The organism is Ottowia sp. SB7-C50 (assembly GCF_033110285.1).
GTDB lineage: Bacteria > Pseudomonadota > Gammaproteobacteria > Burkholderiales > Burkholderiaceae_C > Ottowia.
In genome coordinates, this window is sequence record NZ_CP136995.1 from 2711981 (window position 1) to 2736682 (window position 24702).

The following is a 24702-nucleotide window of genomic DNA, read 5'->3' on the forward strand; positions in this document are numbered from 1 at the left end:
GATTACGTAGTATTTCGTAATGGACATCCCTGCCGCACCCGACTACCGGCTGGCGTTTCAGCTGGCGCCGGTCGGCCTGATCCTCTCGCGCGAGCGGCACATCGTGGACTGCAACGAGCGCGTGTGCGAGATCTTCGGCGCCGCGCCCGACCAGCTGATCGGCCAGAGCTTTCGCATTCTGTACCCCAGTGCCGACGAATACGAGCGCATCGGCGCGCGCATGGCGCCCATCCTCAACCGCGAGGGCGTGTACGCCGACAACCGGGTGATGAAACGCGTGGGCGGCGCGCAGGCGGGCCAGGCCTTCTGGTGCCACGTGACGGGCCGCGCCATCGACCGCGCCGCGCCGCACGCGGCCGGCATCTGGACGTTCGAAGACCTGAGCGCACAGCGCCCGGTGACGGCCGCGCTGACCCCGCGTGAGCGCGAAGTGGCCGCGCATCTCACGCGCGGGTTGACCAGCAAGGAAATCGGCCGCGCGCTGTCGCTGAGCCACCGCACGGTTGAAGTGCACCGCGCCCGGCTGATGCGCAAGTACCAGGCCAGCACGGCGGCCGAGCTGGTGCAGAAGCTGATGGGCGGCTTGTAAATACAGCTGCAGCAAGGCGGAGCGCAGGCCCCTAGCCCGTTGCCTGCTATGTTTTCTGTTGCGCCGCCGCCAGCGCCAGCGGGTTGGGCGTCGGCTCGGCGATCCTGGTCAGCACGTTGTGGTCGGTGTGCGAAAACGGCGCGGCCTGGCCCGCGATCTGCATCGTCGTTGTCTCGTCGTACCACCAGGTGCCGTCGGCACTGAAGCCGACCTTGATGCGGAACTCGGTGGTCTTGAAGGCGTGGTCGAGAAACGGGTTGGAGCAAATGCCGAAGGTCGGGCTGCCCAGCGTGGCCACCACCTCGAATTCGTTGGCGTCCGCCGCCGCCGTGCCGCCCGCCATCGCCGTCTGCCCGCGCGGAATCGTCAGCGTCTGGATCACGGTGCCCGTCGCCGGCTCCCACAGCCAGTAGCCAACCTGGTCGTGGTAGGTCTTCACCTGGTCTGGCTTGGTGATATGAATGTGATAGCGCAAACCGTAGAACAGCTGCGGGCCGTTGGTCTGCGGGTCAATCGGCTGCAGCTCCACGCGGCCGACGAAGGCCTGCAGCTTGGGGCCGCCCGCCTTGGGCTTGCGGTCCATGCCCTGCGCGCCCTGCCACACGCCGGCCATGCGCGTGAGTGGCCCCAGGTTGGCCAGCGTGTTCGGATCGGCCTGGGGCTCGGTGTAGATGTCGGTGGGGAACGGGTGAGCGGGGTTCACGGTAACGCCTCCTCGCGGCATGGTTAACTACTGATTTGATAGCTGCTCGCGCTTGATGGGCAAGCGCTCGGGGCAAAAATGGTTCAGCACATCAAGCTCTTGCGCCGTCCACCACTTCAGCGGCGCTGCGGTAGGCCTCCACCGCGCACGGCACGCCGCAGTAGATGCTGGCGTGCAGCAGCACCTCCTGGATCTGCTCGGGCGTCACGCCGTTGTTCAGCGCGCCGCGCACGTGGCCCTTCAGCTCGTGCTGGCGGCCCAGTGCAATCAGCATCGACATCGTGATGAGGCTGCGCGTCTTCAAATCCAGCCCCGGCCGCTGCCACACGTCACCCCAGGCGTTGCGGGTGATGTAGTGCTGCATGGGCTCGGTAAAGGGCGTCATGCCGCCCAGGGCGCGGTCGACGAAGTCGTCGCCCATCACCTGGCGGCGGGTCTTGAGGCCGGCTTGGAAGTCGGGGTCGTCGGGCAGGTTCATCGCGGGCTCCTTGAATCGCATAATGGGTTTCAACACCCACCCATTCTGAAGGAGACCGCATGAGCCGCTACCCGATGGCCGACATCCACACGCTGCCCGACGACATCAAGGCCAAGGTGCTCGAAGTGCAGTCCAAGGCGGGCTTCGTGCCCAACGTTTTCCTGGGTCTGGCGCGGCGCCCGGCCGAGTGGCGCGCCTTCTTCGCCTACCACGACGCGCTGATGGACCCCGAGAGCGTGGGCCGCAGCAGCAACCTGACCAAGGGCGACCGCGAAATGATCGTCACCACCACCAGCGCGGCCAACCAGTGCCTGTACTGCGTGGTGGCGCACGGCGCGCTGCTGCGCATCTACGAAAAGAAGCCGCTGGTGGCCGACCAGGTGGCCGTCAACTACCGCAAGGCGCCCGACATCACGCCGCGCCAGAAGGCGATGCTGGACTTCGCCATGAAGGTGTGCGAGCGCTCGCATGAGATCAACGACGACGACTTTGCGCCGCTGCACGCGCACGGCTTCGACGACGAGGACATCTGGGACATCGCGGCCATCACGGCGTTCTTTGGGCTGTCGAACCGCATCGCCAGCTTCAGCGGCATGCAGCCCAATCCCGAGTTCTATCTGATGGGCCGCATCCCCAAGGAGAAAAAGCCCGCATGACGGCCGCCGCCGCCCTGGAGCCGCTGCGCTTCGGCCCGGTGCGCGTGTACCTGGGCGCCAAGTCGGGCAAGTACCCCGACGGCAACCAGGTCATTGTGCAGGGCACCGACACGCGCGTGGCCTTCGACACACCGCTGGTCGCGCAGCACATCGGCACCGACCTGCAGGATGCCGACCTGATCGTGCTGGGCCATGTGCATGAAGACCACATGGTCGCGCTGGGGCGCCTGTCGCACGTGCCGGTGCAGGTGCACCACGCCGACCTGGCCGCCGCCCAGTCGTGGGACGGCCTGGGCCGCCACTACGGCTATGCGCCGGCGGTGCTCGCGCAGGTGCGCGAATTGATCGAACGCGACTTCAGCTACCAGCCACGCCCCGACGCCACCGGCTACGCCGACGGGGCGCTGTGGGATCTGGGTGGCGGCGTGCGCGTGCGCGCGCACCACCTGCCCGGCCACACCGCGGGCCACTGCGCGCTGGTCGAAGAATCCAGCGGCGTGGCCTTCATCGGCGACATCGACCTGACCGGCTTTGGCCCCTATTACGGCGATGCCACTTCAGATCTGACGCAGTTCCAGCACAGCCTGCAGCGCGTGAAAGACCTCGACGCCCAGGTCTGGGTCACCTCGCACCACCGCGGCGCGCTGACCGACCGCGCGGCTTTCCTGCAGGCGCTGGCGCAGTTCAGCGCCAAGATCGACGAACGCAGCGAGCGCCTGCTGGGCTGGCTGCGCGAGCGCCCGCACACGCTGGACGAAATGGCGCAGCGCCGCCTGCTCTACCCGCCCGGCGCCGACCTGCCCTTTGTCGACAGCGCCGAGCGCCGCAGCATCGGCCTGCACCTGGCGCAGTTGCAGCAGGCGGGCGCGGTGCGCGCGCGGGGCGATGGGGCGTACGAAGCGGTGGCTTGATGGGCAGGCATCAGAAACGAATCGCTTGACTGTCGCGCCCCGCGGAAATGGCCGGAGAAAGCGCGCCCTTAGTCGCCCACCACGCGCCGCAGCCAATCCGGCAGCGGCGCCGATTTCTGCTTCGGGAAGTCAACCCACACGATGGTCGCGCCGCCGGTGGAGCAGATCACGCCGGGCTGGTCGGTGCGCTCCAGGGTGTGCCAGCTGTCGATGGAGGTGCGGCCGACGTCGCTGACGAAGGTCTTGATGAGGATGTCACCCGGGTATTCGAACTGCCGCATGAAGTTGCAGAACGCGTTGACGATGACGGGCCCCTCGCCGCCGGGGTTGGGCTCGAAGCCGATCGAGGTGAACCAATCGATGCGCGCGGTTTCCATGTAGCGGAAGTAAACCGCGTTGTTGATGTGACCCATTGCGTCCATGTCGCCCCAGCGGATGGGAATGGTCATCTCGAACACGAGTTTCTTCTGATCAGGGATGTCGATGCGCATGGGGTTTCCGGTGGTGTGATGGCTTGAGCTGCACGCGGACTTTAGCGCGGCCGGCGCTTTCGGCGGCGGCTCATCGGTGCGCCTTGATCGACGCCAGGATGCCCGCGGTGAACAGCGCCACCGCCGCCCACTGCAGCGCGCTGGGCCAGCGGTGGTCCCACAGGAAGGAGTACAGCAGCGCGAACAGCGTTTCGCTCACGATGAGCTGGCCGCACAGGCTGGCGGACAGGCGCTGGCTGGCCAGGTTCCACAGGATGGTGGCGAGCCAGCTGGAGCCGAAACCGATGGCCAGCACGACCAGCGCGAACAGCGGCCAGCCGGGTTGCACCATGAGTTGCGGCAACGGCGTGCCCAGGCCCAGCGCCAGCCCCACGCCGCCCAGGCCCGTGGCCACGCCCAGCCAGTTGGCCCAGTCGGTCGCGCCAATGTCGGGATGGCGCCGCAGCCACGCGGCGTTGAGCAGCGAAAACGCCGTCCAGCACATCATGGCCAGCACGGCCAGCCCGATGCCGCGCCAGTACGTCGACTGGGCTGCTGCATTTTGAATAGCAGCTGACGCTTGATCCACCGGCGCCAGCGAGCCTTTTGCCATGAAGACCAGCCCGGCCAGCGTCAACGCCAGCCCCGGCACCAGCGCGGCCCAGCGCAGGCCGCTCGGCTTGCCCAGCAGCATGACCCAGATCGGGATGGTGCCGACGATGAGCGCGGGCATTTCGGTGCCGGCGTCGCGAATGGCCAGCACCAGAATCCAGTAATACCCCGTGAAGCCCAGCACGGACAGCCACAGCGCCCCCCAGGCCTGGCGCCAGGTGGGCCTGCGGGCGCGCCGCATCGACGCCGCCAGCACGGCGACGGACACTACCCCGTAAACCACGAAGCGCCCCGCCGTGAGGTCGATGCCCGCAAAGCCGCTGACCATGCGCGGCGCCACGAACACCAGGCCCCACAGCGCGCCCGCGGCCAAGCCGGCGAGGATGCCGGTCAGCATGGGCTTGCTACAACAAAAGGAGCTTGCTGCGCTTGCTGGTCAAGCGCTGGCGCCGCATCAGACACCAAATCCGTCGTCCGCCGCGATGATGGCGCCGTTGAGAAAATGGCTCTGGTCGGACGCCAGCATCATCAGCACCGCGTCCAGGTCTTTCGGGTCACCCACGCGCTTGCGCGGCAGCATGTTGACGAGCTTCTGGCCGGCTTCGGTCTGCCAGTGGTGGTGGTTGATCTCGGTGTCGATGTAGCCGGGGCAGATGGCGTTGACGTTGATGCCAAAGCGCCCCCACTCCAGTGCCATGGCCTTGGTCATCTGCACCACGGCGGCCTTGCTCATGCAGTATACGCCGATCTGCGGCAGCACCTTCAGCCCGGCCATCGACGCGATGTTGATGATTCGCCCGCCGGTAAAGCTGCCCGGCGCGGCGCCCTTGGCGCGGGCGATCATGCGCTTGCCGACTTCCTGCGCGACGAAGAAGGCGCCCCGCACGTTGGTGTCGAAGATGAAGTCGTAGTCGTCCTCGGTCACGTCCTGAATGCGCTGGGTGGTCGACACGCCCGAGTTGTTGACCAGGATGTCGATGGAGCCCATCTCGGTCTCGGCATGCGCCACGGCGGCCTTGATCGACTGCACATCGGTCACGTCGCACTCCACCACATGGGCGTCGCCGCCATCGCCTTCGATGCGGGCGCGCAGGTCTTTCAGCTTGTCGAGACGGCGGCTGGCCAGCACCACGCCGGCGCCCGCGCTGGCCAGCGTGCGTGCAAACTGCGCGCCCAGGCCGCCCGAAGCGCCCGTGATGAAGGCCACGCGGCCGGACAGGTCGATGCTGTAAGTCATGGTTCTTTCCTCCGGAAAATTCTGCGGCGCAGGCTGGCGCCAATGATGCGCGGCACGTGCATAAAATCAGTCACGCACCCGACACGCGCGCCTGGCGCGGGCCCCTTGCCATGTCGGCCATTATTTCAAACACGATGAGAGGCAGCCCATGACCCCCGACGAAATCATCCAGCAGTACGGCCCGCGCGAGGCGATGGAGTACGACGTGGTCATCGTCGGCGCCGGCCCGGCGGGGCTGTCGGCCGCCATCCGCATCAAGCAGCTGGCGGCCGAAAAAGGGCAGGACGTCTCGGTCGTGGTGCTTGAAAAAGGCTCCGAGCCGGGCGCGCACATCCTGTCCGGCGCGGTGATGGACCCGAAGGCGCTGACCGAGCTGATCCCCGACTGGCAGGCCAAGGGCGCGCCGCTGAACCAGATCGTCACCGACGACGCCTACGTCTTCCTGCGCGAAGACGGTGGCGGCACGCGCGTGCCCAACATGGCGCTGCCGCCGTTTGCCGACAACCACGGCAACTACATCGTCAGCTTGGGGAATGTGGTGCGCTGGCTGGCCGCGCAGGCCGAAGAACTGGGCGTGGAAATCTTCCCCGGCTTCCCGGCGGCCGAGGTGCTTTACAACGACGATGGCAGCGTGAAGGGCGTGGCCACCGGCAACTTGGGGCTAGGCAAGGACGGCGAGCCGACCGAGAACTTCCAGCTGGGCATGGAACTGCACGGCAAGTACACGCTGTTTGCCGAAGGCTCGCGCGGCCACCTGGGGCGGCGGCTGATCGAGCGCTTCAAGCTAGACGCCAACAGCGACCCGCAAAGCTACGCCATCGGCATCAAGGAACTGTGGGAAATCGACCCCAGCCGCCACACGCCCGGCTTCGTCATGCACACCGCCGGCTGGCCGATGGACGAGCACACCTACGGCGGCGCGTTTCTCTACCACGCCGAGGACAACAAGGTGTTCTGCGGCTACGTGGTCGGCCTGAACTACAAGAACCCGTACATGAGCCCGTTCGAGGAGTTCCAGCGCTGGAAGACCCACCCGCGCGTCAAGTGGTACTTCACCGACGACGCCGGCAACGTCAACGCCAAGCGCATCAGCTATGGCGCGCGCGCCATCACCGCGGGTGGCGTGCTGGCGTTGCCCAAGACGGTGTTCCCGGGCGGCGCGCTGGTCGGCTGCGACGCGGGCTTTCTCAACGTCAGCCGCATCAAGGGCAGCCATGCCGCCATCAAGACCGGCTCGATGGCCGGCGAAGCGGCGTACAACGCCGTGGTGGCGGGCCGCCAGCACGACGAACTGGCCGCCTACCCCGAAGCCTTCAGCAACAGCTGGCTGGCCGCCGAACTGAACAAGGACCGCAACTTCAAGAACTGGTTCAAGAAAGGGCTGACCACGGGCACGCTGATGAACGGGCTGGAGCAGATGGTCTTCCGCGGCCACGCGCCCTGGACGCTGCACCGCACCGAGCCCGATCACGTGCAGCTGAAGCCCGCCGCCGACTGCCAGCCCATCACTTACCCCAAGCCCGACGGCAAGCTGACCTTCGACCGACTGTCGAGCGTGTTCGTCAGCAACACCAACCACGAAGAAAACCAGCCCGCGCACCTGACGCTGAAAGACCCAACGGTGCCGGTCAACATCAATCTGGCCAAGTTCGCCGGCCCCGAAGGCCGCTACTGCCCGGCGGGCGTGTACGAATTCGTGCCCGATGAGTCGAAGGGTGGCAACGCCCAACGCCTGCAGATCAACGCGCAGAACTGCGTGCACTGCAAGACCTGCGACATCAAGGACCCGACGCAGAACATCGTGTGGGTGACGCCAGAAGGCGGCGGCGGACCGAACTATTCGGGCATGTAATCCCGTTCCTCGGGGTAAATGAAGGCGAAGCGCTTGACAGCACTGCGCCTTCAGCTCTTTTTACGATAGCAATCGAGCGACATCCAAGCGCTTGCCACGCCATGCGCCAAAGGCTTTTGCCCCGCCTCGCACACCCTGTAAAAGCGGCACCCAACACGCCTGCGCCCGCACGTGCCAACACGATGACGACGGCACGCACCTGCGCGACTCCCCATGCGCGAAAACCCCGAGGCGCGGGCTTGGACGAACGCCCATAATGGCCCGCTCTCAGGCCTCGACAGGCGGCCTTTCGTTGTCCAAGATTTCAGGAGCTTCACGATGAAATTGCACCAACTTGTGCTCGGCATGGGCCTGGCCTTCGGTCTGATGGCGGGCGCCGCGGCGCAGACCACGATGAAGATCAGCATCTCCACCTCGCAAAGCTCGCACCAGGGCATTGCCATCGACACCTTTGCCAAGGAAGTCGAAAAGCGCACCAACGGCCGCTACAAGGTGCAGACCTTCTACAACGGCGCGCTGGGCGGCGAGCGCGAGTCGATTGAGGCGGTGCAGCTGGGCACGCAGGAACTGGCGTTCAGCTCCACCGGCCCGGTGCCCAACTTCGTGCCCGAGACGAAGATTCTCGACGTGCCCTTCCTGTTCCGCGACAAGGCGCATGCGCGCGCCGTGCTCGACGGCCCGATCGGGCAGGAGCTGCTGACCAAGTTCGACGCCAAGGGCTTCAAGGCGCTGGCCTGGGCCGAGAACGGCTTCCGCCACATGACCAACAGCAAGCGCGACGTGAAAGAGCCCGCCGACCTGAAGGGTCTGAAGATGCGCACCATGGAAAACCCGGTGCACGTGGCGGCCTACAAGGGCTTCGGCATCATCACCACGCCCATGGCCTTCCCCGAAGTGTTCACCGCGCTGCAACAGGGCACGGTGGACGGGCAGGAGAACCCGCTGTCGGTCATCATCTCGGCCAAGTTCGACCAGGTGCAGAAACACCTGTCGCTCACGGGCCACGTGTACTCTCCCTGCATCTTCGTGATGAACAAGGGCGTGTTCGACAAGCTGAGCGCCGCCGACAAGCAGGCCTTCATCGAAGCCGCCCGCGAAGGCACCAAGGCCAACCGCGCCAAGGTGGACGAGGACGACACCAAGGGCGTGGCCGACCTGCGCGGCAAGGGCATGACGGTGATCGACAACATCGACAAGGCCAAGTTCGTGGCCGCACTGTCCAGCGTCAACGCCCAGTTCGAAAAAGACTTCGGCAAGGCCAACCTGGACCGCATCCGCAACTACAAGTAAGGCGGACCGTCCGGATTGCTATTGTTTGAATAGCTGAAAGTGCCCGTCAGCCCAGCGCGACGGGCTTTTTTTATGGAAGCCATCGGTTTGACATGAAAGCCCTGCTCCTGTCCCTTGAAAGCTGGACCACGCGCGTCGCGATGGCCCTGGCCTGCCTGATGCTGGCCATCGCCTCGACGCTCGGCGTGTTCCAGATCATCACCCGCTTCGTGCTGGAGCAACCCGCCGAATGGAGCGAAGTGTTGATTCGCTTCAGCCTGATCTGGATGGTGTTCCTGGGTATTCCGATGGCCTTTCGGCAAGGCGCCATGGTGAGCGTGGACGCGCTGTACCGCGCCGTGCCGACCGGCGCCAAGCGCGTGCTCGACCTGGTGGTGGCGCTGGCGGCGCTGGCGCTGATGCTGGTCATTCTGTGGTGGGGCTACGACTATGCGGTGCGCGGCAGCGTGCAGTCCATGGCGGGACTCGAATCGCTGTCGATGTTCTGGGCCTACGTCGCCATGCCGGTGGGCGCCCTGTTCTCGATCCTGGGCATCGTGGCCAACTACCTCGACCCGCGACGGATGGAACTGGAGACTGCGCAGTGATGACGCCCACCCCCCGAAGCGCGCTTTGCGCGCCTCCCCCTCAAGGGGGCGCACGCAGCGGCCGGGCCAACCCCGCTCCGCGCGTGCACTCGAAAGGCCGCGCGCACCGCGAGCCCTCTGATCGAATTGCAAGTCCGGGAGCGCCGCGCATGACCACAGCCATGCTCATCACCATGATGCTGGGCTTTGCGCTCAGCGTCTCGGTTGCCGTGTCCATCGGGCTGGCGTCCATCGTCGGCATTCAGGTGACCAACGCCAACATGTTGCTCTCCGCCAAGGAGATGTTCAACAGCATCAACAAGTTTCCGCTGGCCGCCATTCCGTTCTTCATCCTGGCCGGCAACCTGATGGAAACCGGTGGCATTTCGCGCCGCCTGGTCGAATTCGCCAAGAGCATCGTCGGCGGCGTGCAGGGCGGCCTGCCGATGACCTGTGTGCTCACCTGCATGATCTTCGCCGCCGTGTCGGGCTCGTCGGTGGCCACCACGTTCGCGATTGGCGCCATCCTGATCCCAGCGCTGATCAAGCACGGCTACCCGACGTCGTGGGCAGCGGCGCTGCAGGCCACCAGCGCCGAACTGGGCGTGATCATCCCGCCGTCGATCCCGATGATTCTTTACGGCGTGGCGGCCGAGGTGTCGATTGGCGAACTGTTCATCGCCGGCTTTGGCCCCGGCATCCTGATCAGCGGCGCGCTGATGCTGTTCGTGTGGGCGTACTGCAAATGGAAGGGCTGGGGCAAGACCGACGGCGACGGGCGCCTGGGCTTTTTTGCCGCCACCCGGCAGGCGGCGTGGGCGCTGCTGATGCCGATCATCATTCTGGGCGGTATCTACGGCGGCATCTTCACGCCGACCGAGGCGTCGGCCGTGGCCGTGTTCTACGCGCTGGTGGTGGGCATGGGGGTGTACCGCGAAATCAGCGTCAAGGATCTGGTCGCCGTGTTGCGCAAGTCGGTGGTGTCGTCGTCGGTGATCATGTTCATCATCGCCAACGCGGGGCTGTTCGCCTTCCTCATTACGCGCGCCGGCGTGCCCGACGCCATCGGCCACTGGCTGGAAGATGTGCTGAAGAACCCCGCCATGTTTTTGCTGGGTGTGAACGCGGCGCTGTTCGTGATCGGCATGTTCATCGAGACCAGCGCCGCCATCATCGTGCTGGCGCCCATCCTGGCGCCGGTGGCGCAACGCTTCGGCATTGACCCGGTGCACTTCGGGCTGGTGATGGTGGTCAACCTGGCGCTGGGCATGATCACCCCGCCGTTCGGCGTGAACCTGTTCGCGGCCTGCACGGTGGCGCGCATCTCGCTCGACAAGATCATCCGGCACCTGGTGCCGTTTGTGTGCGTGGTGCTGGCGTGCCTGATGGTGATCACCTACGTGCCGGCGCTGTCGCTGGGATTGCGCGACCTGGTGTATAGATAAAACTCCCCCCTGTGGCGCTGGGGCGCCTTCCCCCAGGGGACAACGCTGGCGGCCGGGCCAAGCCCGCTCCCCGGCGCTCTCGCGCGGCCTGCTCCGCGGCCATTTGTCATGGCAGAATCGGGTGTCGTCAGGAGAGAGCGCCGTCACACGCGCCGCCGAAGGCTGAACGCTCAGGCAAAAGGACTGGCACAACACAATTCTGCTGGAGAGAGGCCGCGGCATACGCCAGGCGGCCCACCGAAGGGGCAAGGCCGGCGCGGTTGGCGCGGGTTGAATCTCTCAGGTAAAGAGGACAGCAGGGTTCCGCGCCCGGACTTGCTGGCCGGGCAATGCCTTTGACAATGCATTCGAGGAGCCCTGCCATGTCCGCTGCCGACACCGAACTTCAAAAAACCCCGCTGCACGATCTGCACGTCGAACTCGGCGCGCGCATGGTGCCGTTTGCTGGCTATTCGATGCCGGTGCAGTACCCCGCCGGCCTGATGGCCGAGCACAAGCACACGCGCGAAGCGGCCGGCCTGTTCGACGTGTCGCACATGGGGCAGATCAAGCTGGTGGGCGCCGATGCCGCCGCCGCGCTGGAAAGCCTGATGCCGGTGGATGTCATGGGCCTGGGCGTGGACAAGCAGCGCTATGGCCTGCTGCTGACCGACGAAGGCACCATCATCGACGACCTGATGTTCGTGAATTGGGGCGATCCGGCGCAGGCCACGGGCGAAAGCCGCCCGCGCGCCTCGGGCGAGCGCGAGGGGCCGCAGCTGTTCCTGATCGTCAACGGCGCCTGCAAGGCCGGTGACATCGCGCACCTGCAAGCCCGCATCGGCGACCGCTGCCAGGTGCTGCCGATGCCTGAGCGCGCCCTGCTCGCGCTGCAAGGCCCCAAGGCCGTCGATGCGCTGCAGCGCCTGGTGCCCGGCGTCGAGCAACTCGTCTTCATGACGGGCGGCGCCTTTGCCTGGAACGGCACCGACCTGTACATCACCCGCAGCGGCTACACCGGCGAAGACGGCTTCGAGATTTCCATCCACGCATCACAGGCCGACGCCTTTGCGCGCGCACTGCTGGCGCAGCCTGAAGTTGCGCCCATCGGCCTGGGCGCGCGCAACAGCCTGCGCCTGGAAGCGGGCCTGTGCCTGTACGGCAACGACATCGACACCACCACGACCCCCATCGAGGCGGGCCTGAACTGGGCCATCCAGAAGGTGCGCCGCACGGGCGGCGAACGCGCGGGCGGCTTTCCGGGCGCGGACAAAGTGCTGCCCTTCATGCAGGACGCCGCAGGCAACCCGGCCGCGCAAAAGCTCGGCCGCAAGCGCGTGGCGCTGATGGCCCAGGATCGCATCCCTGTGCGTGAACACATCGAACTGCAAGACGCCGCCGGCCAGAAAATCGGCGAAACCACCAGCGGCCTGCTCGGCCCGAGCATCGACCGGCCCATTGCGATGGGCTACGTCACGCCCGAGCATGCCGCCGTCGGCTCGCCCGTGATCGCGCTGGTGCGCGGCAAGCCGGTGCCGATGGAGGTGGTGACCACGCCCTTTGTCCCCAATCGCTATCACCGCGGTTGATTGTTGGCCAAATCGGCTTGCAGCGCCCGCCCCACTTGCGCAATCCACTCTTTTTTTTGGAGCAACCATGACCATCAAATACACCGAAGACCACGAATGGGTCAAAGTCGAGGGCGATATCGCCATCGTCGGCATCACGCAGCACGCGCAGGATGCGCTGGGCGACGTGGTGTTCGTCGAATTGCCCGAAGTGGGCAAGACCTACGGCCAGAAAGACACCGCCGGTGTGGTGGAGTCCGTGAAGGCCGCGGCCGACGTGTACATGCCGGTCAGCGGCGAAGTGGTTGAGGTGAACCAGGCGCTGGCCGACGAGCCGAGCCTGGCCAACAGCGACCCGGAGGGCGCGGGCTGGTTCTTCAAGGTCAGGCTCACCCAACCCGACCAGGTGGCGGCGCTGATGGACGAGGCCGCCTACAAGGCTTTCGCCGCCTGATTTTCTTTCGTCATCGTGCAGGGCTTGGGGGCGCATCGATGCCGGTGCGCCCGGCCCGAGGTTTTGTCTGGAGCAGCTCGACATGTCCCACCCCCTCTCTCTGGCTCAGCTGGAAAACGCCGACGAATTCGTCCGCCGCCACATCGGCATCACGCCCGAGGACGAGCGCAAGATGCTCGCCGTCATCGGTGAAACATCGCGCCAGGCGCTGGTCGAATCCATCGTGCCGCGCAGCATTGCGCGCCAGACGCCGATGGATGTGCCGCTGGCAGCCACAGAGGTCGATGCGCTGGCCGAGCTGAAGGCCATCGCGGCCAAGAACCGCCACGAGATGAAGAGCTTCATCGGCCAGGGCTATTACGGCTGCCACCTGCCGGGCGTGATCCTGCGCAACGTGCTGGAAAACCCCGCCTGGTACACCTCGTACACGCCTTACCAGGCTGAAATCAGCCAGGGCCGCATGGAGGCGCTGGTCAACTTCCAGACCATGGTGGCCGACCTGACGGGCATGGACATTGCCAATGCCTCGATGCTGGATGAAGCCACCGCCGCGGCCGAGGCCATGACGCTGGCGCGCCGCAGCGTCAAGGCCAAGGGCTCGGTGATCGTCGTCAGTGGCGACGCGCACCCGCAGACCATCGAAGTCATGCAGACGCGCGCAGCGCCGCTGGGACTGACGGTCAAGGTCGCCAACTCGCAGCCCGAGTGGGACGCGGCCATCGCCGCCGACGACTACTTCGCCGCGCTCATCCAGTACCCCTGCAGCAGCGGCTGGCTGATGGACTGGAGCGGCGAGTCGGACAAGATCCACGCCAAGGATGCCGCCGTCATCATGGCCAGCGACCTGCTGGCGCTGACGCTGCTGAAGTCGCCCGGCGAAATGGGCGCCGACATCGTGGTCGGCAATTCGCAGCGCTTCGGTATGCCGATGGGCGCGGGCGGCCCGCACGCCGCCTTCATGGCCTGCAAGGACGCGTTCAAGCGCAGCCTCCCGGGGCGCCTGGTGGGGGTCAGCGTGGACGTGCACGGCAAGCCGGCCTACCGCCTGGCGCTGCAGACGCGCGAGCAGCACATCCGCCGCGAAAAAGCCACCAGCAACATCTGCACCGCGCAGGCGCTGCCGGCCATCGTCGCCAGCATGTATGCGGTGTACCACGGGCCGCAAGGCCTGAAGCGCATCGCCGAACGTGTGACGCGCCTGGCCAGCATCTTCACCGCCGGCATGCAGGCGCTGGGCTTCAGCGCCACGCACCACGATTCGGGCTTCGACACGGTCTGCTTCAAGACCGATGGTGCTACCGATAAGATAGCTGCACGCGCAGTCCAGATGGGCGTCAACCTGCGAAAAGCATGGGATTTCTACCTGTGCGTGTCGTTCGACGAGACCAGCACGCGCACCGACGTCGAACGGCTTTGGACGATCTTCGGCGACGGCCAGCCGCAGCCCGACTTCACGCAGCTGGAAGGCAGCGCGCCGGCGCTCATTCCAGCCGCGCTGCGCCGCACGTCTGCCTTCATGACGCACCCGGTGTTCAACAGCCACCACAGCGAAACCGGCATGCTGCGCTACATCCGCCAGCTGTCCGACAAGGACCTGGCGCTTGATCGCAGCATGATTCCGCTGGGCAGCTGCACCATGAAGCTGAACGCCACCAGCGAGATGATTCCCATCACCTGGCCCGAATTCGCCAACGTGCACCCCTTTGCACCGGCCGACCAGTTGCAGGGCTACCGCGAACTGGACGAGCAGCTGCGCCGCTGGCTGAGCGCCATTACCGGCTATGCCGACGTCAGCCTGCAGCCCAACGCCGGCAGCCAGGGCGAATACGCCGGCCTGCTGGCCATCCGCGCGTGGCAGCAGGCGCGCGGCCAGGGCCAGCGCGATGTGTGCCTGATTCCCAGCAGCGCGCATGGCACCAACCCGGCCAGCGCGCAGATGGTGGGCATGAAGGTTGTCGTCACCAAATGCGACGACAACGGCAACGTCGACCTGGCCGACCTGAAGATCAAATGCGAGCAGCACGCCGACAAGTTGGCCTGCATCATGATCACCTACCCCAGCACGCACGGCGTGTTCGAAACGCATGTCAAAGAGGTGTGCCAGCTGGTGCACCAGCACGGCGGCCGCGTGTACCTGGACGGCGCCAATATGAACGCCATGGTCGGCGTGGCCGCGCCGGGCGAGTTCGGCGGCGACGTCAGCCACCTGAACCTGCACAAGACCTTCTGCATCCCGCACGGCGGCGGCGGCCCCGGCGTCGGACCGGTGTGCGTGGTCGAAGACCTGGTGCCCTATCTGCCCGGCCACCAGACGGCGGGAGATGCTCGCAAAATTGGAGCAATCAGCGCAGCCCCGCTGGGCAACGCCGCGGTGTTTCCCATCTCGTGGATGTACATCCGCATGATGGGCGGTGCGGGCCTGACGTACGCCACCGAGGCAGCGATCCTGTCGGCCAACTACATCAGCAAGCGGCTGAAGGACCACTACCCCACGCTGTACGCCAGCGCCAACGGGCATGTGGCGCACGAATGCATCCTGGACCTGCGCGGCCTGAAGGACACCAGCGGCGTGATGGCCGAAGACGTGGCCAAGCGCCTGGCCGACTACGGCTTTCATGCGCCGACGCTCAGCTTCCCGGTCGCCAACACGCTGATGGTGGAGCCGACCGAAAGCGAGACGCTCGAAGAAATCGACCGCTTCATCGACGCTATGATCGCCATCCGCGAGGAGATTCGCCGCGTCGAGCGCAGCGAGTGGCCGCAGGACGACAACCCGCTGAAGAACGCCCCGCACACCGCCGACAGCCTGCTCACCGCCGACTGGCCGCACCCCTATCCGCGCGAAGTCGGCGGCGCGCTGACCGGTCGGCTGCCGGGCAGCGTGAAGTACTGGCCGCCGGTCGGCCGTGTCGACAACGTGTACGGCGACCGCAACCTGTTCTGCAGCTGCGTGCCGGTCGAGGCGTTTGCCGACGAGGCGGTCGACGCCGCCGCATGAGCGTGGCGCCGCCGGTCGTCCGCGCGGTCGACTACCGCGACGAAGCCCATCGCACGGCGCTCGTCGCGCTGCTGGACGCGTATGCGCGCGACCCCATGGGCGGCGGCGTGCCGTTGCCGGACGACGTGCGGTCGCGCCTGTGCGACGACCTGGCGACCCTGCCCGCGGCCGCCAGCTTCATCGCCTGGCAAGGCGATGCGCCCGTTGGCCTGGCCAACACCTTCGAGAGCTATTCCACCTTCAAGGCGCGGCCTCTGCTCAATGTGCACGACCTGGTGGTGCTGCCGGCCCACCGCGCGCGCGGCGTGGGCCAGGCGCTGCTCGCGGCGTGCGAAGCCCACGCGCAGGCGCGCGGCTGCTGCAAGCTCACCCTGGAAGTGCTGAGCGGCAACCAGCGCGCGCTGCGCAGCTACCAGCGCTTCGGTTTCGCGCCCTATGTGCTGGACCCCGCCGAAGGCGAAGCCGTGCTGATGCAGAAGTGGCTGTAGGGCCCCTGCAGCGCTACTTGTCCCGCGGCGGCGCCGGCTGCGGCTGCAGCCGATAAAACCGGGGATAGCGGCGGGCCACCACCGGCCCGTTGAAGTCCCACGTCACGCACTTGCCCAGGTGCGGCGGCGGGTGCTCGGGATCGATTGGCACCACGCTCTGCACCATGGTCTGGAACGCGGCGGTGGCCATGTTGAACAGCAGCTCGCGCAGGTGGGCGCAGCCTTCGATGCCGCCCAGGTGCTGCTCGATTGAACGGCGCCAGCCGCGTGCCAGCTGGCAGCCCACCATGCGCTGCATCGGCGCCATGGCCTTGGGGCACGGGTCGTGCGGCACATGGTCCATGGCCACTTCGATGGCGTGCACCACCGTGTCGTCGTCCACCGTCAGCCGGATCGCCATGCCGTGGATCGGTTCGCCCGCCGCCCAGTCGCCCTCGCCGGCAATGGTGAAGGGTACGGTCTTGCTGTCGTGCAGTTCGGCCTCGATGTCCCACAGGCCGTCGGCACGGCGATAACCGCGGAAGACGGTACGACGATCATGCAGGTGGGTGCGTGGAGCAGGTGAAGAAAGCGGCACGGCGTAAACCCCGCGACGAAACGCGGGCAAGAAGCTGACCCGCCCATTGTCGCGGCTTCGCGCGCCCGTTGCCGGGGCGGGCGCAGGCACCGCGCCAGCGGGCGCTAACATGCCGCATCACCACTTTGCACGACACGCATGCCCCGCCAATCCGCTTCGCCCGCCGCCGCGCGCACCGCCCTGCCCTACCCCGGCAGCATCACCCAAGTGCGCGGCATCGAGGTCGGTCACTTCACCGACACGCGCCGCCCCACCGGCTGTTCCGTGGTGCTCGCCCGCGCCGGGGCATCGGGCGGCGTGGACGTGCGTGGGGCGGCACCCGGCACGCGCGAGACCGATCTGCTCGACCCGGCCAATCTGGTGGGCGTGGTGCACGCGGTGCTGCTGTCGGGCGGCAGCGCATGGGGGCTGGACGCCGCCAGCGGCGTGATGCGCTGGCTTGACGAACAAGGCGTGGGCCTGTACGTCGGCAGCGCGCCGGGCCAGGTGGTGCCCATCGTGCCGGCGGCTGTGCTGTTCGACCTGCACCTGGGCGACGCCCGCATCCGCCCTGGCGACACGGCGGGCTACGCGGCCTGCGACTCCGCCAGCGATGAGCCGCTGCAGGGCAACGTCGGCGCGGGCGCGGGCGCCACGGTGGGCAAGCTGTTCGGCATGCCCTTCGCGATGAAGGGCGGCATCGGCACCGCTTCGGTCACGCTGGACGGCGTGACCGTGGGCGCGCTGATCGCGGTCAACGCGTTGGGCGACGTGGTCGACCCCGCCACGGGCACCCCGATTGCCGGCGCGCGCACCGAAGACGGGCAAGGGCTGCGCGGCAGCGTGTCGGCGGTGCTGGCGGGCGACGCGCCGCTGTCGCTGCTGGCGGGCGTCAACACCACCATCGGCGTGGTTGCCACCGATGCGCCGCTGAGCAAGGCCCAGTGCCAGCGCCTGGCCGGCGCGGGCCACGACGGGCTGGCCAGGGCCATTCGCCCGGTGCACACCATGAGCGACGGCGACACGCTGTTCGCGCTGGCCACCGGCATGTCGGGCGGGCTGGATTTCAATGTGCTGTGCACGATGGCAGGCGAAGCCGTGGCGCGCGCCTGCGTCAATGCGGTGCGCGCGGCGCAGGGCATCCAGACCGACACGCTCAACCTGCCGTCTGCTACTGATTTAATAGCTGCCTGCGCTTGATGTATCAGCGCCAGAAGGGTTTTTGATTCATGATCGGACCGATCCGTCGCACCCTCACGCTGATCGTGCTGTCGGTGCGCGACATGCTGGCTTCGGCCGGCCCGGTGGTGTTGCTGGCCGTGGGCGTGCTGGTGGCCGCGTACTGGTGGCTCGACCCGCAGCCGCCCAAGACAGTGACGCTGGCCACCGGCCCCGAGGGCAGCGCGTATGCCGAATTTGGCCGGCGCTATGCGCAAGCGCCGGCCAGGAACCGCATCGAGGTCAAGCTGACCACCACCGAAGGCTCGCGAGCCAACCTGCAGGCGCTGCGCGCGGGCCAGGCCGACGTGGCCTTCGTGCGCGGCGGCAGCGCCGATGCGGCGGCCGATGGCGAGGCGGGCATCACCTCGCTCGGCGCGCTGTTCTATGAGCCGCTTTGGGTGTTCTATCGGCCTGCAGCGCTTGCTGGACAAGCGCGAGCAGCTCCTAAATCAGAAGCAAACAAGCCCGTGACCACGCTGGGCCAGCTGAAGGGGCTGCGCGTCAACATCGACCAACCCGGCAGCGGCGTGCCCGAAATCGTGCAGCGCCTGCTGCAGGCCAATGGCATGGACGCCAGCGCGCTCGTCACCAGCCAGCTACCGCCCGCCGCAGCGGCCGAGGCGCTCCTGGGCGGCTACCTGGACGCGCTGGTGCTGGTCACCGCGCCCGAATCGCCCGTGGTCGAGCGCCTGCTGCGCGCGCCCGGCGTGGCGCTGATGGACGTGGCGCAGGCCGACGCCTATGCGCGGCGCTTTCCCTTCTTGCAGCCGGTCACGCTGCCGCGCGGCGTGGTCGATCTGGCGGCCGATATTCCGCCGCACGACGTCAGCCTGCTGGCCACCACCACCTCGCTGCTGACGCGCGAGCAGACCCACCCCGCGCTGCGCCAGCTGTTCGCGCAGGCGGCGCAAGGGCTGCACAGCGGCGCCGGCTGGTTCCACCGGGCGCGGGATTTTCCGAACACGCGCACCAGCGAACTGCCCGTCAGCCCCGAGGGCGACCGCGCCATCAACGGCACGCCGCCTTTCTGGCAGCGCTACCTGCCGTTCTGGGCCAGCAATCTGCTGGAGCGCATGTGGCTGGTCATCGGCGGCTTGATCGTGCTGCTGCTGCCCTTGAGCCGCGTCGTGCCGCCGCTCTACACCTTCCGCGTGCGGCGGCGCGTGTTCCGCTGGTACGCCCGGCTGCGCACCATTGAGGCCAAGGTGGACGAAGGCCTGGGCGAGCGCAACGAGCTGCTGGACGAACTGGACGAACTCGACCGCGTGGCCAACGGCATCACGGTGCCACTGGCGCATGCCGAAGAGCTGTTCGCGCTGCGCAACAACATCGACGCCGTGCGGCGCCGCTTGCTGGCCAAGCGGCCGGCGTAGCGCGGCACGCAAAAAAAGCCCCGGCGATGCGGGGCTGGGCGCATCGGCGCGGCGCGCCTATTTGATGAAGCGGATCTGCTGGTTGATGCGCTCCAGGATGGGCTTCTTCTTCTCGTTGAAGATCTTCTTGTTCTCCTCAATCAGGTTGCGGCCCTTGGTGTCGATGGAGATGATGAGCGGACCGAATTCCTTGACCTTGTTGATCCACAGCGTCTCGGGCATGCCCAGGTCCTTCCACTCGGCGCCCTCGATCTTTTCGACCTGCGTGGCCGCCAGCACGGCGCAACCGCCGGGAAAGATGGCGTGCACGGCCTTGTTCTCGACGCAGCCTTCCTGTGTCTCGGCCCCCATGCCGCCCTTGCCGACGATCAGCTTCACGCCGGTCTGGCGGATGAAGTCCTTCTCGAACTTTTCCATGCGCATGCTGGTGGTGGGGCCAATGGACACCATCTCGTATTCGCCGTTGTCCTTCTGCCGCACGATGGGCCCGGCGTGGAAGATCGCCCCGCCCTTCAGATCCACCGGCAGCTCGCGCCCCTGCTCGATCAAGCGGCGGTGCGCCACGTCGCGGCAAGTGACCAGCGTGCCGGTCAGGTAGACCACGTCGCCGGCGTTGAGTGCTTCCAGATCTTCGTCCCGGATGGGTGTGGTGAGAATTTTTTTCACAGCTTGAACCCCTGGTGCGAGATGACTTCCCATGTCATGTCCGATTTGATCTTGATGCGCCCGCGCCGGTGCGCCCAGCAGCCGGTCGATACCGCCACGCCAATGGTCGAAGGGTGGCGCGCCGACGATTCGATGTTGACGCCCATCACGCTGTTGTTGCCGGTCAGGCCCTGCGGGCCCAGACCCAGCTCGTTCAGGCCGTCGGTCAGCAGTTGCTCCATCAGCGCCGCGTTTTCGTTGGGGTGGCTCGACGTGACCGGGCGCAGGATGGCCTTCTTCGACAGGCGCGCCGCGGTCTCGGCCGATGTGGACACACCCACGCCCACCAGCAGCGGCGGGCAGGCGTTGACGCCGCGCGAAGTGATGACGTCGAACACGAATTCGGCCACCCCCTCATAGCCCTGACCCGGCATCAGCACCGTGCCCTTGCCCGGCAGCGTGCAGCCGCCGCCGGCCATGTAGACGTCGATCGTCACGCTGTCGTCGTTCGGCACGATCTCCCAGTCCAGCCACGGAATCTTCGAGCCCGTGTTGGTGCCCGTGTTCTTCTCGACGAAGGTCTCAACGGCGTTGTGGCGCAGCGGGCCGTCGCGCGTGGCTCCGGCCGTGGCTTCCTGCAGGATTTCTTCCAGTTCGCCCAGCAGCGGAAAGTTGGCGCCGGCGGTCAGGAAGTACTGGATGACGCCGGTGTCCTGGCAGCTCGGGCGGTCCAGCTTGTCGGCCGCTTCCTGGTTCTGGCGCATCGATTCATACACCTCCTTGGCCAGGAAGTTGACCTCCTTCTCGCGCAGCTCGCCCAGTTTCTGCGTCACGTCGGTTGGCAGGCGCTTGCCGATGTAGGCGGTGAATTTGGACATGACATTCGTCAGGTCCGCGACGGCTTGTTCCTTGTTCATGCGGGTGCTCCGTGCCAGCGTCATTCAACGGTGATGTTGCCGGCCTTGACCAACGCACCGAACTTGGCGGTTTCGGCCTTGATCTGCGCCGCCATCTCGGCCGGCGTGTTGCCCACCGGCTGCGCGCCGATGTCGTCCATGCGCTTTTGGAAGTCGGGCGAACGGATGATCCGGGTGGCCTCGGCGCTCAGGCGGTCCAGCACCGGCCGGGGCGTGCCCGCGGGCGCCAGCACGCCGAACCAGGTGCCGATGTCGAAATCCTTCAGGCCCGCCTCCTGCAGCGTGGGCACGTCGGGCAACGCGGGAGAGCGCCTGGCCGTGGTCACCGCCAGCGGGCGCAGCTTGCCCGCCTTGATGTGGGGCAGCACCGGCGTGATGGTGTCGAACGACATGAGGATCTGGCCGCCCAGCAGGTCGGTGGCGAGCGGCCCGCTGCCCTTGTAGGGAATGTGCTGCAACCGGGCACCGGTTTGCTGCTGGAACAGCGTGCCGATCATGTGCTGCGCCGTGCCATTGCCGTTGGAGCCGTAGCTGGCATCGTCGGGCCTGGCCTTGATGGCCGCAACCAGTTCGTTCACCGTCTTGGCGGGGGTCCTGGCCGCGTTGACCACCAGCACGTTGGGCACCATGGCGATCACGGTGATCGGCTCAAAGCTCTTCTGGAAGTCGTACGGCAGCTTCTTGTACACGCTGCTGGCGATGGTGTGGTGCACCGCGCCGATCAGCAGCGTGTAGCCGTCCGGCTTGGCCTTGGCCACCGCATCGGCGCCAATGGTGGCGCCCGCACCGGGCTTGTTTTCCACGATCACCGGCTGGCCGATGGCGGGCGACAGGCGTTCGGCCAGCGCGCGCGCCAGCACGTCGGTGGTGCCGCCGGCCGGGAAGGGCACAACCAGACTCACGGGCTTGGTCGGCCAGGCCTGGGCCTGTGCGACAGGGGCCGCGCAGGCCAGTGCCAGCGCCGCCACGTGCAGCGCGGAGCGTCGGTTGAAGGGGGCGATGTCCACTGGCATGTGTCTCCTCGTGAGGTGAATGGCTGGAATGAGCCGACTCTAGGAGAGCGATGCTTGTTCGTATCGGTCAAAATCTCAAACCAGTGTTGACTTCAAGTTAACAATCTGACGCACCCACGATGCAAGGACCAGCATGAACCCCGCCATCCAGCCGGCCGATCTGGGCTTTTTCTCGGCGCTGGCGCGCGCCGGCAGCCTGAGCGCCGCCGCGCGCGATCTGGGCGTGACCACCGCCGCCGTCAGCCGCCACCTGGCGCAGATGGAAAAGCGCCTCGGCGTTCAGCTGGTCAACCGCACCACACGCCGCATGGGCCTGACGCCCGAAGGCGAGGTGTATCTGGAGCATGCACGCCGCATCCTGGGCGACATCGACAGCCTGGGCGAGCTGCTGGGCGGCGCGCAGTCGTCACCGCAGGGGCTGTTGCGTGTCAACGCCACGCTGGGCTTCGGGCGCAGCCACATCGCGCCGCTCATTTCGCGCTTTGCACGGCGCTTTCCGCAGGTGGAAGTGCAGTTGCAGCTGTCGGTCAATCCGCCGCCGATCACGGACGACGCGTTCGACGTCTGCATACGCTTCGGCACGCCGCCCGACGCCCGCGTGATCGCGCGCTACATCGCGCCCAATCGCCGCCTGCTGTGCGCCGCGCCCGCCTACCTGAAGCGCCACGGCATACCGCGCACCCCGAGCGAACTGGCGCGCCACGCCTGCATCGGCATCCGCCAGGGTGAAGAAGCCTACGGCCTGTGGCGCCTGAGTCCCGCCAAGGGACGCGCCGGCCGCGCCGAGTCGGTGAAGACGCGCGGCCCGCTCAGCACCAACGACGGCGAGATCGCCGTCAAATGGGCGCTGGACGGCCACGGCATCCTGCTGCGCGCCGAATGGGACGTGAAGCCGTTCCTGCAAAGCGGCCGGCTGGTGCAGGTGCTGCCGCAGTACGTGACGCCCGACGCCGACATCTACGCCGTGTATCCACAGCGCCACCAACTGGCGGCGCGCGTGCGCGTGTTCGTCGACTTCGTGTCGCAGGCCTTTGAGCAGCTGGCGCCCGCCTGAGGGCGCGGCTTTTTCAATACCGGTCGAAGATCGCCTGCACGCCAGAAGGCGCTGACGTGCGCGTGAGCGCCAGCGCCGCCAGCAGGCGCGCGCGCGGCGGGTTCTGGTCGTCCGTCACCACGCTGCCGCAGGCGTCGTCGTCGAAGTTGGCGTTGCGGATGACGGCCCCGGCGCCCACGCGCGAAGCGCGCACGACCAGCACGCATTGGGCGCACAGCGCGGCCAGCACGGGCTTCAGGTAAGCGGGCACCGTGCCGCCGCCGAAGCCCGCGTGCACGATGGCGCGTGCGCCGGCGGCCACCCACGCGTCGTAGATGTCGCGCCGCATCTGGCCGTGGCTGGTAACCACGCCGACCAGCGGCAACGTGTCGATGGCGGCGATGTCGAATTCACTCGACATGGTGTGCGGCCGCGCCACCGCGCGGTACCACCGCGGCGCGCCCTCCACCACCGCGCCCAGCGGACCGTGCGGCGACGCAAATGCGTCCAGCCGCATGGCGTTCACCTTGGCCACGTCGCGCGCGCTGTGCACCTCTTCGTTCATCACCACCAGCACGCCGCGCCCGGCCGACGAGGCATGCGCCGCCACGGCCATGGCGTGCAGCAGGTTGGCGGGGCCATCGGCGGCCAGCGCGGTGCCGGGCCGCATGGCGCCGGTCAGCACGATGGGCTTGGCGCTTTGCACGGTGAGATGCAGGAAATAGGCGCTTTCCTCCATCGTGTCCGTGCCATGCGCGACCACCACGCCGTCGATGTCGTCGCGTGCACACAGCGCCGACACGCGGCGCGACAGCGCCAGCAGCTGCTCGTCGGTGAAGTCGGCCGAATCGATCTGCATCAGCTGCTCGGCCTGCAGGTCCGCCACCTGCGCCAGGGCGGGAATGCGGTCGATCAGGTCGCGGGCCGTCACCACGGCCGACTGGTAGGCCGCCGACGTGGCGCCCGCCTGCGCCGGGGCCGCGCCGGCAATGGTGCCGCCAGTGCCCACCAGGGCAATGCGCGGGCGTCGTGCATGTGTCGTCATGGGGGTGGATTGTCGGGCACAGTCCGCACGGCCCGTTGGCGACCAGCCTTGCCAGCGGCCGGCGAAGCTCATTACACTCCGATACAGACTTGTCTGGGCCCTTCGAAATGACGCACCCGCTTTCTTCCGTCCTGCTGATCGCCGGCCTGCTGCTGGGCGGCAGCGCGCTGGCCGCGCCCAGTGCGCAAAACTCCGATCTGGTGCCGCCCAACTCGCCCCTGAAGCCGCTGGGCTTCCCCGACGCGGGGCAGTTCAACCCCAACGACGATGGCGCGCTGCAGGGCCTTGCAGCGACCCGCGTGGCGCCGGCCGCCGCCACGTATTACCCGCCGGTCATCGTGCTCGACGTGCCTGCGCCGCGGCCCTATGCGCTGGTGGCCGCGCCCACGCTGCCTTGCGCGCCGGCCTATTGCCCGCGCCTGCGTCCGCGCCGCGACCGCCACTGACAGCTTGCCGATGCAGGCGCCTTGCGTCCGCACGGCCCGCTGACACGCCGCGCCCTTGACGCGTTCGTGTTCTCCCCTCGACCTGACCGCCGCGCTGCTCAACCCGGCGTGAACTGATCCGACTCGGCTTTTCCGCCTACGTGGCGCAAAGGCGGTT

The 24702-nt window shown here is 67.2% G+C and carries 25 protein-coding genes and 1 riboswitch; of the genes, 15 read left to right on the top strand and 10 right to left on the bottom strand.

Features of this window, described 5'->3' with window-relative positions; genetic code table 11:
- Positions 1-19: 19 nt before the first annotated feature.
- Positions 20-589 (top strand): PAS and helix-turn-helix domain-containing protein, encoded by a 570-nt coding sequence (locus R0D99_RS12965; RefSeq protein WP_317748590.1) that lies wholly within the window; start codon positions 20-22, stop codon positions 587-589.
- A 46-nt stretch (positions 590-635) separates the two neighbouring features.
- On the opposite strand, the gene R0D99_RS12970 is transcribed toward R0D99_RS12965, so the two are convergent.
- Both R0D99_RS12970 and pcaC read right to left on the bottom strand, forming a co-directional pair.
- On the bottom strand, positions 636-1292 hold the full coding sequence (locus tag R0D99_RS12970; protein WP_317748591.1) for an FABP family protein: 657 nt from the start codon (positions 1290-1292) through the stop codon (positions 636-638).
- Between the two features lie 91 nt (positions 1293-1383).
- The gene (gene pcaC / locus R0D99_RS12975) at positions 1384-1770 is read right to left on the bottom strand and encodes a 4-carboxymuconolactone decarboxylase (RefSeq protein ID WP_317748592.1); all 387 of its coding nucleotides are present in this window, start codon (positions 1768-1770) and stop codon (positions 1384-1386) included.
- A 59-nt stretch (positions 1771-1829) separates the two neighbouring features.
- Here pcaC and R0D99_RS12980 point away from each other — a divergent pair, with 59 nt between their 5' ends.
- Together R0D99_RS12980 and R0D99_RS12985 are read left to right on the top strand one after the other, a co-directional pair.
- Complete coding sequence (locus tag R0D99_RS12980; RefSeq protein ID WP_317748593.1) at positions 1830-2426, top strand: peroxidase-related enzyme; 597 nt, start codon at positions 1830-1832, stop codon at positions 2424-2426.
- A complete protein-coding gene (locus tag R0D99_RS12985; protein ID WP_317748594.1) occupies positions 2423-3337 on the top strand; it encodes an MBL fold metallo-hydrolase in 915 nt (304 codons plus the stop codon). Before R0D99_RS12980 ends, R0D99_RS12985 begins: the two co-directional genes overlap by 4 nt.
- Before the next feature lie 68 nt (positions 3338-3405).
- Here R0D99_RS12985 and R0D99_RS12990 read toward each other — a convergent pair whose 3' ends face one another.
- The 3 genes from R0D99_RS12990 to R0D99_RS13000 form a co-directional block, all read right to left on the bottom strand.
- The gene (locus R0D99_RS12990; protein WP_317748595.1) at positions 3406-3828 is read right to left on the bottom strand and encodes a thioesterase family protein; all 423 of its coding nucleotides are present in this window, start codon (positions 3826-3828) and stop codon (positions 3406-3408) included.
- 70 nt (positions 3829-3898) lie between these two features.
- Positions 3899-4816 carry a DMT family transporter gene (locus tag R0D99_RS12995; RefSeq protein ID WP_317748596.1) on the bottom strand — a complete coding sequence of 306 codons (918 nt, stop codon included), beginning with the start codon at positions 4814-4816 and terminating at the stop codon, positions 3899-3901.
- Positions 4817-4873: 57 nt separating this feature from the next.
- On the bottom strand, positions 4874-5656 hold the full coding sequence (locus tag R0D99_RS13000) for an SDR family oxidoreductase (RefSeq protein WP_317748597.1): 783 nt from the start codon (positions 5654-5656) through the stop codon (positions 4874-4876).
- 148 nt (positions 5657-5804) lie between these two features.
- Here R0D99_RS13000 and R0D99_RS13005 point away from each other — a divergent pair, with 148 nt between their 5' ends.
- The 8 genes from R0D99_RS13005 (at position 5805) to R0D99_RS13040 (ending at position 16296) form a co-directional block, all read left to right on the top strand.
- Positions 5805-7508, top strand: a complete 1704-nt coding sequence (locus R0D99_RS13005; RefSeq protein ID WP_317748598.1) for an electron transfer flavoprotein-ubiquinone oxidoreductase — start codon at positions 5805-5807, stop codon at positions 7506-7508.
- A gap of 318 nt (positions 7509-7826) precedes the next feature.
- Positions 7827-8798 (top strand): TRAP transporter substrate-binding protein, encoded by a 972-nt coding sequence (locus tag R0D99_RS13010; protein ID WP_317748599.1) that lies wholly within the window; start codon positions 7827-7829, stop codon positions 8796-8798.
- 92 nt (positions 8799-8890) lie between these two features.
- Entirely contained in the window at positions 8891-9385 is a 495-nt protein-coding gene (locus tag R0D99_RS13015) for a TRAP transporter small permease (protein WP_317748600.1), read from the top strand.
- Between the two features lie 149 nt (positions 9386-9534).
- Positions 9535-10809 carry a TRAP transporter large permease gene (locus R0D99_RS13020; RefSeq protein ID WP_317748601.1) on the top strand — a complete coding sequence of 425 codons (1275 nt, stop codon included), beginning with the start codon at positions 9535-9537 and terminating at the stop codon, positions 10807-10809.
- A gap of 192 nt (positions 10810-11001) precedes the next feature.
- A riboswitch (glycine riboswitch) is annotated at positions 11002-11115 on the top strand.
- Positions 11116-11171: 56 nt separating this feature from the next.
- On the top strand, positions 11172-12377 hold the full coding sequence (gene gcvT / locus R0D99_RS13025; RefSeq protein WP_317748602.1) for a glycine cleavage system aminomethyltransferase GcvT: 1206 nt from the start codon (positions 11172-11174) through the stop codon (positions 12375-12377).
- Positions 12378-12444: 67 nt separating this feature from the next.
- The gene (gene gcvH / locus R0D99_RS13030) at positions 12445-12810 is read left to right on the top strand and encodes a glycine cleavage system protein GcvH (RefSeq protein ID WP_317748603.1); all 366 of its coding nucleotides are present in this window, start codon (positions 12445-12447) and stop codon (positions 12808-12810) included.
- A gap of 82 nt (positions 12811-12892) precedes the next feature.
- Positions 12893-15808, top strand: coding sequence for an aminomethyl-transferring glycine dehydrogenase (gcvP, locus tag R0D99_RS13035; protein WP_317748604.1), 2916 nt, complete (start codon positions 12893-12895; stop codon positions 15806-15808).
- Complete coding sequence (locus R0D99_RS13040) at positions 15805-16296, top strand: GNAT family N-acetyltransferase (RefSeq protein WP_317748605.1); 492 nt, start codon at positions 15805-15807, stop codon at positions 16294-16296. The genes gcvP and R0D99_RS13040 overlap by 4 nt, the downstream gene beginning before the upstream one ends.
- 13 nt (positions 16297-16309) lie before the next feature.
- On the opposite strand, the gene R0D99_RS13045 is transcribed toward R0D99_RS13040, so the two are convergent.
- Positions 16310-16873 (bottom strand): DUF2889 domain-containing protein, encoded by a 564-nt coding sequence (locus R0D99_RS13045; RefSeq protein WP_317748606.1) that lies wholly within the window; start codon positions 16871-16873, stop codon positions 16310-16312.
- Positions 16874-17011: 138 nt separating this feature from the next.
- Between R0D99_RS13045 and R0D99_RS13050 the strand changes: the two genes are divergently transcribed.
- Complete coding sequence (locus tag R0D99_RS13050) at positions 17012-18052, top strand: P1 family peptidase (protein WP_317748607.1); 1041 nt, start codon at positions 17012-17014, stop codon at positions 18050-18052.
- A gap of 29 nt (positions 18053-18081) precedes the next feature.
- Positions 18082-19446 carry a TAXI family TRAP transporter solute-binding subunit gene (locus R0D99_RS13055; RefSeq protein WP_317748608.1) on the top strand — a complete coding sequence of 455 codons (1365 nt, stop codon included), beginning with the start codon at positions 18082-18084 and terminating at the stop codon, positions 19444-19446.
- 57 nt (positions 19447-19503) lie between these two features.
- On the opposite strand, the gene ttdB is transcribed toward R0D99_RS13055, so the two are convergent.
- From ttdB to R0D99_RS13070, 3 genes are read right to left on the bottom strand one after another with little or no spacing between them, the layout of a single operon-like run.
- Complete coding sequence (gene ttdB / locus R0D99_RS13060; RefSeq protein WP_317748609.1) at positions 19504-20112, bottom strand: L(+)-tartrate dehydratase subunit beta; 609 nt, start codon at positions 20110-20112, stop codon at positions 19504-19506.
- Entirely contained in the window at positions 20109-21008 is a 900-nt protein-coding gene (gene ttdA, locus R0D99_RS13065) for a L(+)-tartrate dehydratase subunit alpha (protein WP_317748610.1), read from the bottom strand. The genes ttdB and ttdA overlap by 4 nt, the downstream gene beginning before the upstream one ends.
- A gap of 20 nt (positions 21009-21028) precedes the next feature.
- The gene (locus R0D99_RS13070) at positions 21029-22009 is read right to left on the bottom strand and encodes a Bug family tripartite tricarboxylate transporter substrate binding protein (RefSeq protein ID WP_416366003.1); all 981 of its coding nucleotides are present in this window, start codon (positions 22007-22009) and stop codon (positions 21029-21031) included.
- A 145-nt stretch (positions 22010-22154) separates the two neighbouring features.
- On the opposite strand from R0D99_RS13070, the gene R0D99_RS13075 reads away from it, so the two are divergent.
- Positions 22155-23075, top strand: coding sequence for a LysR family transcriptional regulator (locus R0D99_RS13075; RefSeq protein ID WP_317748611.1), 921 nt, complete (start codon positions 22155-22157; stop codon positions 23073-23075).
- 13 nt (positions 23076-23088) lie between these two features.
- On the opposite strand, the gene R0D99_RS13080 is transcribed toward R0D99_RS13075, so the two are convergent.
- Positions 23089-24099, bottom strand: a complete 1011-nt coding sequence (locus R0D99_RS13080; RefSeq protein ID WP_317748612.1) for an asparaginase — start codon at positions 24097-24099, stop codon at positions 23089-23091.
- Positions 24100-24206: 107 nt separating this feature from the next.
- Between R0D99_RS13080 and R0D99_RS13085 the strand changes: the two genes are divergently transcribed.
- The gene (locus R0D99_RS13085; protein WP_317748613.1) at positions 24207-24545 is read left to right on the top strand and encodes a hypothetical protein; all 339 of its coding nucleotides are present in this window, start codon (positions 24207-24209) and stop codon (positions 24543-24545) included.
- Positions 24546-24702 lie beyond the last annotated feature (157 nt).

Coding starts and splice junctions, on each gene's coding strand:
- R0D99_RS12965 (WP_317748590.1), top strand. CDS start 20: ATGGACATCCCTGCCGCACCCGACTACCGGCTGGCGTTTCAGCTGGCG.
- pcaC (WP_317748592.1), bottom strand. CDS start 1,770: ATGAACCTGCCCGACGACCCCGACTTCCAAGCCGGCCTCAAGACCCGC.
- R0D99_RS12980 (WP_317748593.1), top strand. CDS start 1,830: ATGAGCCGCTACCCGATGGCCGACATCCACACGCTGCCCGACGACATC.
- R0D99_RS12985 (WP_317748594.1), top strand. CDS start 2,423: ATGACGGCCGCCGCCGCCCTGGAGCCGCTGCGCTTCGGCCCGGTGCGC.
- R0D99_RS12990 (WP_317748595.1), bottom strand. CDS start 3,828: ATGCGCATCGACATCCCTGATCAGAAGAAACTCGTGTTCGAGATGACC.
- R0D99_RS12995 (WP_317748596.1), bottom strand. CDS start 4,816: ATGCTGACCGGCATCCTCGCCGGCTTGGCCGCGGGCGCGCTGTGGGGC.
- R0D99_RS13000 (WP_317748597.1), bottom strand. CDS start 5,656: ATGACTTACAGCATCGACCTGTCCGGCCGCGTGGCCTTCATCACGGGC.
- R0D99_RS13005 (WP_317748598.1), top strand. CDS start 5,805: ATGACCCCCGACGAAATCATCCAGCAGTACGGCCCGCGCGAGGCGATG.
- R0D99_RS13010 (WP_317748599.1), top strand. CDS start 7,827: ATGAAATTGCACCAACTTGTGCTCGGCATGGGCCTGGCCTTCGGTCTG.
- R0D99_RS13015 (WP_317748600.1), top strand. CDS start 8,891: ATGAAAGCCCTGCTCCTGTCCCTTGAAAGCTGGACCACGCGCGTCGCG.
- R0D99_RS13020 (WP_317748601.1), top strand. CDS start 9,535: ATGACCACAGCCATGCTCATCACCATGATGCTGGGCTTTGCGCTCAGC.
- gcvT (WP_317748602.1), top strand. CDS start 11,172: ATGTCCGCTGCCGACACCGAACTTCAAAAAACCCCGCTGCACGATCTG.
- gcvH (WP_317748603.1), top strand. CDS start 12,445: ATGACCATCAAATACACCGAAGACCACGAATGGGTCAAAGTCGAGGGC.
- gcvP (WP_317748604.1), top strand. CDS start 12,893: ATGTCCCACCCCCTCTCTCTGGCTCAGCTGGAAAACGCCGACGAATTC.
- R0D99_RS13040 (WP_317748605.1), top strand. CDS start 15,805: ATGAGCGTGGCGCCGCCGGTCGTCCGCGCGGTCGACTACCGCGACGAA.
- R0D99_RS13050 (WP_317748607.1), top strand. CDS start 17,012: ATGCCCCGCCAATCCGCTTCGCCCGCCGCCGCGCGCACCGCCCTGCCC.
- R0D99_RS13055 (WP_317748608.1), top strand. CDS start 18,082: ATGATCGGACCGATCCGTCGCACCCTCACGCTGATCGTGCTGTCGGTG.
- ttdA (WP_317748610.1), bottom strand. CDS start 21,008: ATGAACAAGGAACAAGCCGTCGCGGACCTGACGAATGTCATGTCCAAA.
- R0D99_RS13075 (WP_317748611.1), top strand. CDS start 22,155: ATGAACCCCGCCATCCAGCCGGCCGATCTGGGCTTTTTCTCGGCGCTG.
- R0D99_RS13080 (WP_317748612.1), bottom strand. CDS start 24,099: ATGACGACACATGCACGACGCCCGCGCATTGCCCTGGTGGGCACTGGC.
- R0D99_RS13085 (WP_317748613.1), top strand. CDS start 24,207: ATGACGCACCCGCTTTCTTCCGTCCTGCTGATCGCCGGCCTGCTGCTG.